Annotated in this window: 11 protein-coding genes; 6 read left to right on the top strand and 5 right to left on the bottom strand. The window is 42.5% G+C overall.

Features of this window, described 5'->3' with window-relative positions:
* Nucleotides 1-52 precede the first annotated feature (52 nt).
* The 4 genes from AAFN85_RS28500 (at nt 53) to AAFN85_RS28485 (ending at nt 4,270) form a co-directional block, all read left to right on the top strand.
* Nucleotides 53-913: an ankyrin repeat domain-containing protein gene (locus AAFN85_RS28500; protein WP_347531373.1), complete on the top strand. Its 861-nt coding sequence runs from the start codon at nt 53-55 to the stop codon at nt 911-913.
* 82 nt (nt 914-995) lie between these two features.
* The gene (locus AAFN85_RS28495) at nt 996-2,546 is read left to right on the top strand and encodes a M81 family metallopeptidase (protein ID WP_347531372.1); all 1,551 of its coding nucleotides are present in this window, start codon (nt 996-998) and stop codon (nt 2,544-2,546) included.
* Nucleotides 2,547-2,710: 164 nt separating this feature from the next.
* Complete coding sequence (locus AAFN85_RS28490; protein WP_347531371.1) at nt 2,711-3,760, top strand: hypothetical protein; 1,050 nt, start codon at nt 2,711-2,713, stop codon at nt 3,758-3,760.
* A 54-nt stretch (nt 3,761-3,814) separates the two neighbouring features.
* Nucleotides 3,815-4,270: a GNAT family N-acetyltransferase gene (locus AAFN85_RS28485; RefSeq protein WP_347531370.1), complete on the top strand. Its 456-nt coding sequence runs from the start codon at nt 3,815-3,817 to the stop codon at nt 4,268-4,270.
* A 78-nt stretch (nt 4,271-4,348) separates the two neighbouring features.
* Here AAFN85_RS28485 and AAFN85_RS28480 read toward each other — a convergent pair whose 3' ends face one another.
* The gene (locus AAFN85_RS28480; RefSeq protein ID WP_347531369.1) at nt 4,349-5,197 is read right to left on the bottom strand and encodes an energy transducer TonB; all 849 of its coding nucleotides are present in this window, start codon (nt 5,195-5,197) and stop codon (nt 4,349-4,351) included.
* Between the two features lie 809 nt (nt 5,198-6,006).
* Here AAFN85_RS28480 and AAFN85_RS28475 point away from each other — a divergent pair.
* Entirely contained in the window at nt 6,007-7,317 is a 1,311-nt protein-coding gene (locus AAFN85_RS28475; protein ID WP_347531368.1) for an ammonium transporter, read from the top strand.
* A 322-nt stretch (nt 7,318-7,639) separates the two neighbouring features.
* On the opposite strand, the gene AAFN85_RS28470 is transcribed toward AAFN85_RS28475, so the two are convergent.
* The 3 genes from AAFN85_RS28470 to AAFN85_RS28460 all read right to left on the bottom strand — a co-directional run bounded on the left by AAFN85_RS28470 (nt 7,640) and on the right by AAFN85_RS28460 (nt 10,891).
* Nucleotides 7,640-8,029 carry a VOC family protein gene (locus AAFN85_RS28470; RefSeq protein ID WP_347531367.1) on the bottom strand — a complete coding sequence of 130 codons (390 nt, stop codon included), beginning with the start codon at nt 8,027-8,029 and terminating at the stop codon, nt 7,640-7,642.
* A 2-nt stretch (nt 8,030-8,031) separates the two neighbouring features.
* Nucleotides 8,032-10,254, bottom strand: a complete 2,223-nt coding sequence (purL, locus tag AAFN85_RS28465; protein ID WP_347531366.1) for a phosphoribosylformylglycinamidine synthase subunit PurL — start codon at nt 10,252-10,254, stop codon at nt 8,032-8,034.
* Nucleotides 10,255-10,390: 136 nt separating this feature from the next.
* The gene (locus AAFN85_RS28460; RefSeq protein ID WP_347531365.1) at nt 10,391-10,891 is read right to left on the bottom strand and encodes a MarR family transcriptional regulator; all 501 of its coding nucleotides are present in this window, start codon (nt 10,889-10,891) and stop codon (nt 10,391-10,393) included.
* A 199-nt stretch (nt 10,892-11,090) separates the two neighbouring features.
* Here AAFN85_RS28460 and AAFN85_RS28455 point away from each other — a divergent pair, with 199 nt between their 5' ends.
* Nucleotides 11,091-11,702: a collagen-like protein gene (locus AAFN85_RS28455; RefSeq protein WP_347531364.1), complete on the top strand. Its 612-nt coding sequence runs from the start codon at nt 11,091-11,093 to the stop codon at nt 11,700-11,702.
* Between the two features lie 392 nt (nt 11,703-12,094).
* Here AAFN85_RS28455 and AAFN85_RS28450 read toward each other — a convergent pair whose 3' ends face one another.
* Nucleotides 12,095-12,856, bottom strand: a complete 762-nt coding sequence (locus tag AAFN85_RS28450) for a hypothetical protein (protein ID WP_347531363.1) — start codon at nt 12,854-12,856, stop codon at nt 12,095-12,097.
* Between the last annotated feature and the right edge of the window lie 6 nt (nt 12,857-12,862).

The following is a 12,862-nucleotide window of genomic DNA, read 5'->3' as shown; positions in this document are numbered from 1 at the left end:
TTTCAGGCCCGGTTTAATGGCGCCATCAAATAACCTAACCTTATAAATCAGTATGATCAGAAAATTAAAAGTATTTATCGCGATCGCTTTTCTTTTTACCAGTTGCACAAACCGCAACTCGCTGGTTGATAGAAGTAAATTATTAGGCGTTGATTACCGCCTTTTTCAACAAACACCAGCCTGGGAGCTTGCTGAAGCAGTTCAGGACGGCGATATAGGGCGAATAAAAAAAGAAATAGCCATCAATAAAATACCTGTTGATTCCAGAGAACCGAGATTTGGGGAAACATTACTGATGCTTGCTGTGATGAATATGAATTACACTTCGGCCAAAACATTGCTTGAGTTGGGAGCTGATCCTGATTTGCAAGATCGTTATTTTGGCGACTCCGCACTGATGGATGCCTCAAGCCTGGAAAACCTCGTGTCTGGCTCTGAACCTCGTTTTTTACAATTGTTATTAAAATTTGGGGGTGATCCAAACGCTGTACAACACGGGCCTAAAACAACATTGCGATCACCTTTGATGATAGCTTGTGAAAAAGGTAACCTCGATTATATGAAGATATTGGTTAAAGCGGGAGCAAAAGTGGATACTGTTAATAAATATGGCGATAGTCCATTAGAAAGTGCCTCCTTAGCTGCCGGCTTATACAGACGGCCAGAATTGGTTTTGTATTTAATAGATAATGGCGCAGGGTTTAAAAAAGTACTTTATAAAACGATAGAGGGTGAGGAGAAGTATCTGACTGATGATATGCGGTACTGGCATTTTGACCTCGGTTCGGCTGAATATAAAAAGAAAATGCAGATAGCTGATTTTCTGAACAAAAACGGAATGGATTATAGAGCTACGGAAATACCGAAAACAGAGTTTGATAATTACCCTAAAGAATACCTCGAAAAGTATTAAAAACAAATCTGATAGATAGGCTCTGTTTTTTATCGGCTACAATCCTTATTTTTAGCAAAAGCCTCACTCAAATCTTATGCTAATGAAAACACCCCGCCTATTTTTAGCTATAATAATACTGCTTCCATTCATCACCCAAGCCCAAACAAAACCTTTGCCCCGCATAGCCATTGCAGGTCTGGCTATCGAATCAAGTACATTTTCGCCTGCACTAACAGAGGAGGCCGCTTTTCATGCCAAATACAGTTCGGAAGTTTTCAGCGCATACCCGTTTATGGCGGCCGATTCGTTATTGCGGAGCAAAGCGGTATGGATCCCTACTATAATAGGTAAATCGTTACCGGGTGGGGCAGTTACCCGGCAGGCTTACGAATCGCTCGTAAATAAAACACTCGATTCGCTTAAAAAACACCTGCCTTATGATGGTTTGTATTTTGATATCCATGGGGCTATGAGTGTTGTGGGGCTTGATGATCCGGAGGGTGATTTTATTGTAAGGATCAGGAAAGTGATAGGTTATAAAACTTTGATCTCTACATCCATGGACCTGCATGGCAATGTATCATGGCGACTGGCTCAAAACTCCGATCTGATAACCTGCTACCGCATGGCCCCGCACGAGGATGCCCTGCAAACCAAACAACGCGCGGTGCAAAACCTTATCAACAGGTTGGAAAGCGGCAAAGGCAAGCCGCTTTATAAAGCTTACATAGCCGTACCTATCCTGCTCCCCGGCGAAAAAACAAGTACCCGCATTGAGCCGGGCAAAACATTATATGCAGCTGTGGCCCCTGCATCTGTACAACCCGGTATAACCGATGCCGCTATTTGGATAGGCTACGCCTGGGCCGACGAACCCCGTAACCATGCCGTAGTAATGGTTACCGGCGATGATAAGGAAAAAGTAACTCATACTGCCGAACAACTGGCTCAAAACTTTTGGGATGTACGCAACAAATTTGAGTTTGTAGCCCCAACGGGTACTTTAACCGAATGCCTTGACAAAGCCATAGCCAGCCCCAAACATCCGTTTTACATCAGCGATTCGGGCGATAACCCAACCGCCGGTGGGGCAGGGGATGCTACCTGGACGTTAACACGAATCCTGGCGCGTAAAGAGTTTAGGGAGGATAATGGTCCGTCGTTAATTTATGCTTCTATTCCTGCTCCTGAACTGATTAAAAAAGCCATTGCTGCCGGTGTAGGTAGCCATGTAGAAGGGGAGGCCGGTGCCGCGGTAGATCACCGCTTTGCGCCGCCGGTAAAACTTTCGGGCACGGTAGAATCAATAGTTAGCGGGGATAAGGATGCCGAAGTTGAAGCGGTGATAAAAGAGGGGAGTGTGCACGTGATCATCACCCAAAAACGCAAGCCATATCATAAAGAGATAGATTTTACCCGCCTCGGCCTAAAACCCCGCACGGCAGATATCGTAGTGGTAAAAATAGGCTATCTCGAACCCGAATTATATGCCATGCGCGCCGATTGGTTGCTGGCCATCACTCCAGGCGGGGTTGACCAAAATATTGAGCGATTGCCCTATCACCGTATCCAACGACCGATGTTTCCATTGGATAAGGATATGAAAGATCCGGATTTGAAGGCTAAGTTGGTGCCGTTATCAGGAAAATGACAAAGACTGTATCACTACAAAACGTAGGGGTGAAACTATCCCGGTAAAGCAATAGTATCTTTTTGAGGGGTAACGCAATTTAACCGTGTACTTTTTAATAGGTTAACAATTTTCAACATATTAAAAAGTATATTCGCACGTTATCAATAACGATAACCAATGTTATGAAAACCTATCAAAACCTTATCAACCTGGGCTGTGTCTTTTTGATATTGCTTGCCGCCTGTAAAAAAAATGGAAGCGTAACCCCCGAAAAACCTGATACAACTTCCAATGTCGATCCTATTGTTTACGTTTCAGGTAGCACTTATGATTCTGTAACCACTAAGTGGCATGCTATATACTGGAAAAATGCAAATCCTGTAGTTTTAAATAACGATGATAATGTTTCATCGGCAAATGCCATCGCTGTTAATGGTAATGACGTTTACGCAGCCGGTTACACCACAGCCGATAACGCTAATATTTACATTGCTACTTACTGGAAAAACGGCGCGCAGGTTAATTTAACAAACGCCTCGGGCAGGGCACTTGCAAGCGCTATAGCAATACAGGGCAACGATGTTTACATTGCCGGCTCGGTTAATGCCTTAGCCGTTTATTGGAAAAACGGGCAGTTGGTTAATTTGCCATTACTACCTAACATGACTGTTGCAAGTACATCAGGCATAGCAGTTCAAGGCACGGATGTTTATGTTTCGGGATACCAATATGGCGCAACGGGCGGGCCTTCGGCTGTATATTGGAAAAACGGTGTTCCGGTTAAGCTTCCGGCTAACCAGATGGTTTATGCCGGGACTAACATGGTAGTGCAAAATGGTCATACCTATATTCCTGCGGCCTATGTTCAGGCATCGGCACAAAGTACCATCCCTAATTATTGGAAAGATGGCCAACCGGTATCCCTGGCCGACGGATCGCTCATAATTAACGCTGCAAGTATAGATGTTAATGGCAACGACGTTTATGTAGCCTGCGGTACTACCAAAGGCGGGGCCTACTTTAAAAATAGCAAAATAACCTTACTATCGGGTAGCGATGCGGAAATAGCAGGTATAAAAGTTTTTAATAATGATGTTTATGCCAGCGGACAGTCGACTCACGAAAAAAAATCGGAGGCCACATATTGGAAAAATAATGTACCTGTATACCTTACTTCATCAATTGGTAAAGCCGGCTACGGATCAGCAATAGCGGTTATAGCTTCAAAATAATTGAGATATAGAATAATTTCCATTTAATTATTGGGTAAGCATTAAATTTGCAGCATGCCAGCAATCACCCTAAAACGAACAACCAGCAACAATCCCGATTTCAAAATATTAACCACCGAACTTGATGCCGACCTCCGCTTGCGTAACGGCGAAATGATGGATATTTATGATCAGCATAACGTAATTGAACAGATAGACACTGTAATTATAGCCTATGTTGATGATGCACCGGCCGGATGTGGCTGCTTTAAGCCATATGATGAAGAGGCGGTAGAGATAAAACGGATGTTTGTACGCCCGGAAGCAAGGGGAAACCGCATCAGTACGCTTGTACTAACCGAGCTGGAAGCCTGGGCAAAAGAACTTGGATTTACCGCTACTGTTTTAGAAACCGCCAGCAAACAGGTTGAAGCTCAAAGCGTATATCAAAAGTCGGGTTATGAGCGGGTGGCTAATTATGGGCCTTATGTTGATCTTCCTTATAGCCTCTGCTATAAGAAGCAGTTATAAAAAAAAAGCCCCGCTTACGCGGGGCCTACACACAATCATCAACTTAAAACACACATTATTTAAAACACCAATTATCACTTATTCCTGGGGTGATAGTAAAAAGCTTATCGGGATGCTGTACCTAACGCGTACATTCTGCCCGTTTTGTACGCCCGGTTTCCAGGCCTTAGCTAATTTCAATACACGGGTTGCTTCTTCGTCGAAACCATAACCGGCACCACGATCAACTTTGATGTTTGATAGTGAGCCATCTTTTTCAACAACAAAGCTCATGAATACCTTGCCCGATACACCGGCATCTTGCGCGGCAGGCGGAAAGCGAAGGTTTTTTTGCAGGAATTTGGCCCAGGCAGCGGCACCGCCTACTGGTTCGGGCATTACTTCAAGTACTTCGCCTGTGCTGTGAACTCCGTTATCCTCTGTAACACCCGGGCCGTCGGTATGGCCACCCTGTGATAAACCTGGGTCAATTGCTCCCGGGCCATCACTCTTTACAGTTTCCGGCCCTATAACACTTTTATCCAATTCTGCTTTTGTAGGAGGATCTATAGCGGTTTTGTCATCATCCGGCACAACTTTAGGAATAGTGTATTTAATAGTAGGTGTAGCCGGCGCTGCTTTAGCCGGTTTTGCCGGTTCGGCTTTAGGTTCCACTATCCTATCTTCTTTTTTAGGAGGTGGGGGCAATTGGGTTAGTTTAACATCAATCATCGTTTCTGGTCGTTTATCAACGTCCTTACCATGCGCCTTAAACACAATAGTAGCAATTGATAAAACAGTTACTGCGCTAAATGCTATGGCCATAGCCCTGTTTAGCGTTTTTGCATAGGTGTTGCGCAACTCATAAGCGCCGTAATTTTTGTTTCTGTGGTCAAATACAAGGTCGAGCCACTCGTTCTTGTACAAATCAAATTTGGTGATAAGCATATTTTCGGAATTAAATTTCAATTATAACGAATATGCATTAGTTATATTTTGTAAAAAGTAAAAATTCTTTTAAATAATTCCGATTTGAAATTTCATCTGATTTTCATCTTTAGCAGAAAATCAATCATAAATTAAAATTTCCTTAAAAAAAATCTCAAAAAGCCATTTTTAATCAATAAAACAATAAAATCAGCAATAAAAAATCACTTTTTAAATAATTTCAATAAGTAAAACAGTAAAAAATTAAAATTTTTTAAAATAATCTTACAATTATTTAATGTTTTTATTACTTTTAGATATGGTAAACAGGCTTTATAAACTTATTGCCTTATTTTTTCTTCTCTTTTCCGGCTATTCAGCTGCCGGAAGAGGTGGATTATACCATTATTATCAAAAAAATCAGAAAAATACGTCAGTTTCATCCGCGAAACCGTATCACAACCCGTTTAGTTTAGAGTTTGTACTCAATAATGTGCCTGCACCTGTTATTAATGTGCAGCAACACAGGGGGGCGCATTCAGTACATGGCTTTTTAGCCAATACTTTTAACTACACGATCCGAATTAAGTATCTCGATTTTGTTTGCAACGAACGTTCCGGGCAACTATCACGTTTCCGCAAACTCATTCTTTTTCCGTTTCACGCGTTTTGGTAGGATTTAAAAAACAACCCAAACCCACATGCCCTGATTAAGCATGCGGGATTTATTGTTTTTTAAAAAAAATTTAGTTTTAATGCTACCCGGTATTTTGATTGGTACCGGGTGGCATTATTCAAACCTTTAATTTATCCTCCCTTAAACCCGACAAATGAAAAAATTCATACCCTTTGGCATACTTATAATTATCATAGTATTAGCCCTTATTTATCCTTCAGTTACCCTAACAACCGTTAAAGACAGTAAAATTGACTCAGGCGATACCGCATGGCTATTAGTAAGTACCGCCCTTGTATTGATCATGACCCCCGGCCTTGCGTTTTTTTACGGTGGTATGGTTAGCAAGAAAAACGTATTATCAACCATGCTGCAAAGCTTTGTGTGTATGGGTGTAATTACCGTTATATGGGTAATATTCGGCTTCAGCCTTGCCTTCGGCGAAGATAAACTCGGCGGCTTCATCGGTGATCCGTCAACCTTCTTCATGATGAAAGGCACTTTAGGCAACGCCACCTGGGAACTTGCCCCAACAATCCCATTGGTGCTGTTTGCCATGTTCCAGTTAAAATTCGCGGTTATTACCCCGGCCCTTATTACAGGTGCATTTGCCGAGCGGATCCGCTTCAACTCATATGTTATTTTCCTTTGCCTGTTCATGGTATTTATTTACGCTCCGCTTGCCCACGCTACATGGCATCCAAAAGGCTTTTTATTCAATAAAGGCGTGTTGGATTTTGCAGGTGGTACCGTTGTACACATGAGCGCAGGCTGGGCAGCATTAGCATCAGCTTTATATTTAAAAGGCCGTAACGAAACCACGCACTCTCCAGCACGTATCAGCTACGTATTATTAGGTACAGGCTTATTATGGTTCGGTTGGTTTGGTTTTAACGCTGGTTCGGCTTTGGGTTCAGGTACTTTGGCAGCTACAGCTTTAGCTACTACAACTACAGCATCTGCAGCAGCAGCTATGGCCTGGATGTTTTTCGATATCCTTCGTGGTAAAAAACCAAGTGTATTAGGTGCTTGTATCGGTGCTGTTGTAGGCTTGGTAGCTATTACCCCTGCGGCTGGCTTTGTAACTATCCCTCACTCATTAATTATTGGTATAGTAGCAGCAGTAGTAAGTAACCTGGTAGTGATCTGGAGAACAAAAACCAGCATCGATGATACTTTGGACGTATTCCCTTGCCACGGTGTAGGCGGTATGGTTGGTATGTTATTAACCGGTGTATTCGCTCACCAAAACGTAAACGCAGGTAACACAACCGGCAATGGTTTATTTTATGGCGAAACCCACTTATTTATTGTTCACGTGATTACATTGGTAGGCGTATCAGCATTCGCTTTTTTCGGCTCATTACTTTTATTAAAAGTTACCGACATGATCAGCAAACTGCGTGTTACCCCTGAAGAAGAACTTGCAGGTCTGGATATCAGCCAGCACGACGAAGAGTTGTAATCAACTCAAGCTTTCCCCTCAACAAACCTAATTAACAACAAAAATATCAAGCCGCATTTTGAAAAAGATGCGGCTTTTTTATTGGGTGAAATTTTAAGCTTTATGTTATCATGAGTAGATTGAAGCCAAGGCCTTTGAAGTATATATGATATTATTAACACCCCACGGGACAGGTCTACGATTTACTTTGCAGGTGGCTTAGCAAGTGGGATGTTGAAATGGATTCAACATGACCGTGTTTTAATTATGTAATTGCCACGCTTCGCTTGCAATTACATGTGAATAAAGTTTTTTTGCTTCCTGACTCTTGATTTCTTGAATCTTAAACCTCGTACAACTCCAACGGTAACCCATCCGGATCTGAAAAAAAAGTAAAACGCTTGCCGGTAAACTCATCCACGCGGATAGGTTCAACCTCAACTCCAAATGAAGTAATATGTGCTACAGCCTCGTTCAGGTTATCAACCTCGAAAGCTAAATGACGTAAACCCGAAGCCTCGGGCCGCGAGGGGCGGGGTGGCGGATCGGGGAAAGAAAAAAGCTCGATCTGGTAGAGGTTGCCCACTTCCAGATCAAGCTTGTATGATTGTCGTTGTTCGCGATAAACTTCGCGGACTATTTTTAAACCTAATACTTCAACATAAAACTGTTTGGATTTTTGGTAGTCCGAACAGATGATAGCTATATGATGTACCCGGTTAAGTTTCAGCATTATTATTCGCCTAAAATACCGTGAAGGATGTTGGCGTGAACCATTTTAAGGTCGGTTACATGGCCGAAGTTTTCTTCATCAACAGTTAAGCCGCCGTTGGTTACGGTACCTAACAGGGTAAATTCAACTTCGCTGGTAGCCATTACCTCCACAAAACGCTCTTGCTCTTCAGGTGCAACGCTCACTACTACACGACCTTGTGCCTCGCCAAATAAGAAGGCATCTTTACGGATGCTATCGTCAGAAGCGATCTCGAAACCTAAACCATTAGGCATTGCAGACTCTAACAGGGCGATGTATAAACCACCATCAGCAACGTCATGGGCCGATTCAACAACTTTGTGTTTGATCAGCTCTTTAACGGTTTGCTGCATATCATATTCCTGATCGATATCGAAATGCGGCGCAGGTGCTTTGGTTATTTTATGCCATGAAGCCAGGTATTGTGATGAAGCGATATCGTTAACCGATTCGCCGATCAGGTAGATCTGGTCGCCCGGCTGTTTAAAGTCGGAGGTCATGATGTTATCCACGTTATCCATCACACCTAACATACCAATAGTAGGAGTAGGGAATACCGAACCGCCATCGGCAGATTGGTTGTAGAAACTCACGTTACCACCGGTAACAGGGGTTTCAAACTTGCGGCAGGCATCGCCCATACCTTTAATGGCACTTACAAACTGCCAGTATACTTCAGGAATGTAAGGGTTTCCAAAGTTTAAGCAGTTGGTGATAGCAACAGGCTCGCCACCGGCGCAGGTAATGTTACGTGCAGCTTCTGCAACAGCAATGGCAGTACCTTTGTATGGATCCGCGTAAACATAGCGCGAGTTACAATCGGTAGTTAAAACGATGGCTTTGTCGGTGTCTTTAACGGCAACAACAGCGGCATCACAGCTACGGTTGGCAGTCATGGTTTGTACGCCAACCATGCTATCATATTGATCGGTTACCCAACGTTTTGAAGCGATATTTGGGTGACTTACCAAATGCTCGGCAACCTCAACAAGGTTGGCAGGCTCGGCAACGTCATCAATATTAAATTTCTGGTTTTCGGCAAAGTAAGCAGGCTCGCGGTATTCGCGTTGGTAAACCGGGGCACCTCCACCTAATACCAAGTCATCGGCAGGTACATCGGCAACTTTTTCGCCGTTCATAAAGTATTCAAGGCGCTGGGTATCGGTAACTTCACCAATAACGGCGCAATTCAAATCCCATTTGTCGAAAATATCTTCAACCTCTTTTTCGCGGCCTTTGTGCACCACGATCAGCATCCGCTCTTGTGATTCAGAAAGCAGGATCTCGTAAGGTTTCATGTTATCCTGGCGGGTTGGCACTTTATCCAGATCGATACGCATACCGTGCTCGCCTTTGGCACTCATTTCTGAGTTTGAGCAGATGATACCGGCAGCGCCCATATCCTGCATACCAACAACGGCACCGGTTTTAATAACCTCGAGGGTAGCTTCCAGTAACAGTTTTTCCTGGAACGGATCACCTACCTGTACGGCAGGAAGATCGTTTACCGAATCTTCGGTGATATCTTTAGAAGCAAAGGCGGCACCGTGGATACCATCTTTACCTGTAGCCGAACCAACTATATAAACCGGGTTGCCCACACCATAAGATGTAGCCGAAACGGTTTCGCCAGCCTTAACAATACCGGCCGACATAGCGTTAACCAGCGGGTTAACATTATAGCAATCGTCAAAATATAATTCGCCGCCTACGGTTGGGATACCGAAAGCGTTACCATAGTGGCTGATACCTTTAACCACGCCTTTAACCAACCATTTGGTTTTATCGAGGGTTAAATCTCCAAAACGCAGTGAGTTAAGCTGCGCGATAGGCCTTGCGCCCATGGTAAATATATCGCGGTTAATACCGCCCACACCTGTGGCAGCACCCTGGTAAGGCTCAAGTGCCGAAGGGTGGTTGTGCGATTCGATCTTGAAGGCGCAGCCAATGCCGTCGCCAAGGTCAACCAGACCGGCGTTTTCTTCACCTGCTTTAGCCAGCATGCGCGGACTATCTTTTGGCAAAGTTTTAAGCCATGTAATTGAATTTTTGTATGAGCAGTGCTCGCTCCACATTACCGAAAAAATAGAAAGCTCGGTAAAATTGGGCACTCGCCCTAATATCTCATTTATACGTGCAAATTCTTCGGGTAAAAGGCCCAGATCTTTGGCGGTTTCAACGGTGGTTAATTCCTGGTGCTCCAATGTAATATGTTTTATTTGAAAGGATGCGCAAAAGTATGAAAAAAGGCGGAAAGGTTAAAGGCTAAAGGTGAAAGGTTTGATTTGCTTGTGGTAAGCTTGTTTGAGGGCCAAAAACATGGAGATTAGGGGAGGAGCATTAACCCTCTATATGCTCCTCGTTGCCGTCACCGAAATTTTCGTGGAAATCAAGTATTTTGTTCAACGCCCGTACCGTAGTTTCCAGATCTTTTTCACCTACCAGGTTTTTATACATATTGCCCAGGTTAAAAACATCCTGGTTAGCCTCCAGTAAAAACTGTTTGCCGGGAAGGGTTAATTTCAGGGTTTCGCTCCGTTTATCGGTGCTGTTTGCTTTGCTGATGATCATGCCGTGCTCTTCCAGCTCGTGTATGGTACGGCTCATGTTTTGTTTGGATGTCATGGAGAGCCGTGAAAGTTCGGTAGCGGTGATCCCCTCAACCGTAATATTACAGAGCACCGGCATATATGAGATTTTCATTTGGCCCCAGTAAGGTTTGATATTATTGTGCGCCCAAATATCAAGGTGTTTCCTTAAGTTAAATATCAGCCGCTGCCAGTTTTTATCCTGCAGTCCATCAAATGCTTTTAGTTGTTTTTCGATTACCGCTTCGTTCATGAAGGCGAAAATATTTAATTAGTAATCAATGATTACCATTTTAATGTAAACATTCTTTTATATGCTTTTGATTAGCTCGAATTAATTTATACGAAACAAATAAGAAAGTATTTGCAATAAAAGCGAAAGTTTAAACCATCGCCCCGCCGTTTATTTGTTGACTATCAATTTATAATTCACTAATTAAAATCTTTTTATTATGAAAAAACGGTATTTATTTTTATTGCTGATCGCCAACATGTTGCTGATCGTGTCGTGTGGAAAAGACGGCGCGGTAGGCCCCAAAGGAGACACTGGAGTGCAGGGCCCACAAGGAGCTAACGGCGCTACCGGGGCAACCGGACCTGCAGGTCCCAAGGGTGCTACGGGTAATGCCAATGTGAAAGTTTTCACAAAAGACATCAGCGGGTCCACATGGCAGGCAAGCGGGAGTACCAAAGGCTATCTATACCTTACTATACCCGCAACAGTACTTACTGACGACATTATCAACAATTGGGTTAACTTGGTTTATGTTACAACAAGCGACTTCGGTTACTCATGGGCTTTGGTACCTTACTACACCGAACGAGATATACGTGTAACAGCCACATTGGCCGTTGGCTCGGTAACATTAAAACGCGATCAGGATGGCGCACCTTACACACAATCAAATTTTACTGCTGTAAAAGTGGTGTGCATTCAGCCATCTACAATTGGCGCATTACAGATCAGCAATAAAGAGCAGTTAATGGACGCACTAAAACAAAAAGGGATAGATGCCGGAGATTATAAATCTGTTGAGAAAGGGTTGCATTTGAGCGCACAGTAAATTTTCGCTTTTTCTTGTTGAGATATCTTTAGGGATTCGCGTTAGCAAACAGGTTTTGTTTAAAAACCTGTTTGCTTTTTTATTTTTTATCAAAACTATCTTTCCTAATACCGCTACGACAAGCCTCCTCGTTTGTGGGCATCATGCTAAGCTATGCAAGCGGCTCTTCAAGTTTTATACCTAAACGCGGGCCACAAGCGAGGACGCTTGCGGCAGCGGGGGTAGAATCTGTTGCTTAAAATTATTTAACCCAAGAATACTTTCTTAACATTAACCGAAGAGAGACTCGAACTCTCTATGGGCTATTTGTCACTACTGCCGCAAGCAAGGAATGCTTGCGGCAGTAGGAGAAGTCAAGTACTGATGCCTGAATGGCTATAACATAGATTTCTCTATTTATTATCTTCCTTAATTTCTTTGAGCATTTTTTCCTTTGATTTTAACTTTAACTTTTCACTAAACATGAGTTTAATAAATTCGATAATACTCTCCTTACTAAAATAAGAATCTATAAATGGGACAAATAAAGCTAACAATGAAATGTATTTAATACTATTGTCACTTAATGCTATTACTGCTACTGGTATTAATACTAAAATGATGTAAAGAAATGCTTTTAATCTTAACTTGTTAATATAGTTTTTCCAACTAAGAATTAATTTAATATCATCTAATTCAGATTGTAGCTTATGAAGTTTGGTTGGCTGGAGAATGCTTGTTATTTCTTCTGATTCTAAAACATAATTTAAAGTATCGAGTGTTTTTTTATAATCATTATAGGTCATTTGTATAGGCGGTGGAACATCCTCAACGTCTGTAAATGGTTCTTTATGATACTTCGCTATATATTCTTGAAGTGTTTGTGAAGTCTCGTATATAGTTTGATGTAATGCCTGGATTTTATCTATAACTTCTTTGGGGTGTGCAAAACATACATCATAATTACACCTAAATAAATCTCCATCAACCGAAAGATATAATCCATAAGAAAATTGATAAACCAGTGTCATTTCCTTAAAAGTGCCATAGGCAGTTGTTTGCTCGCCATCATTAAAATAATCTCTGGTGGGCTTCAAATCAGATACAGCGGCTTTAAAGCTTGAAGTATTTATATCGTAAAATCGATGGAGTATTTGTTGGGTTCCAGCTAACATATACGC

Origin of the sequence: Mucilaginibacter sp. CAU 1740 (genome assembly GCF_039839285.1) — a bacterium.
Taxonomy (GTDB): domain Bacteria; phylum Bacteroidota; class Bacteroidia; order Sphingobacteriales; family Sphingobacteriaceae; genus Mucilaginibacter.
This window is presented reverse-complemented; position numbering and strand designations above follow the sequence as displayed.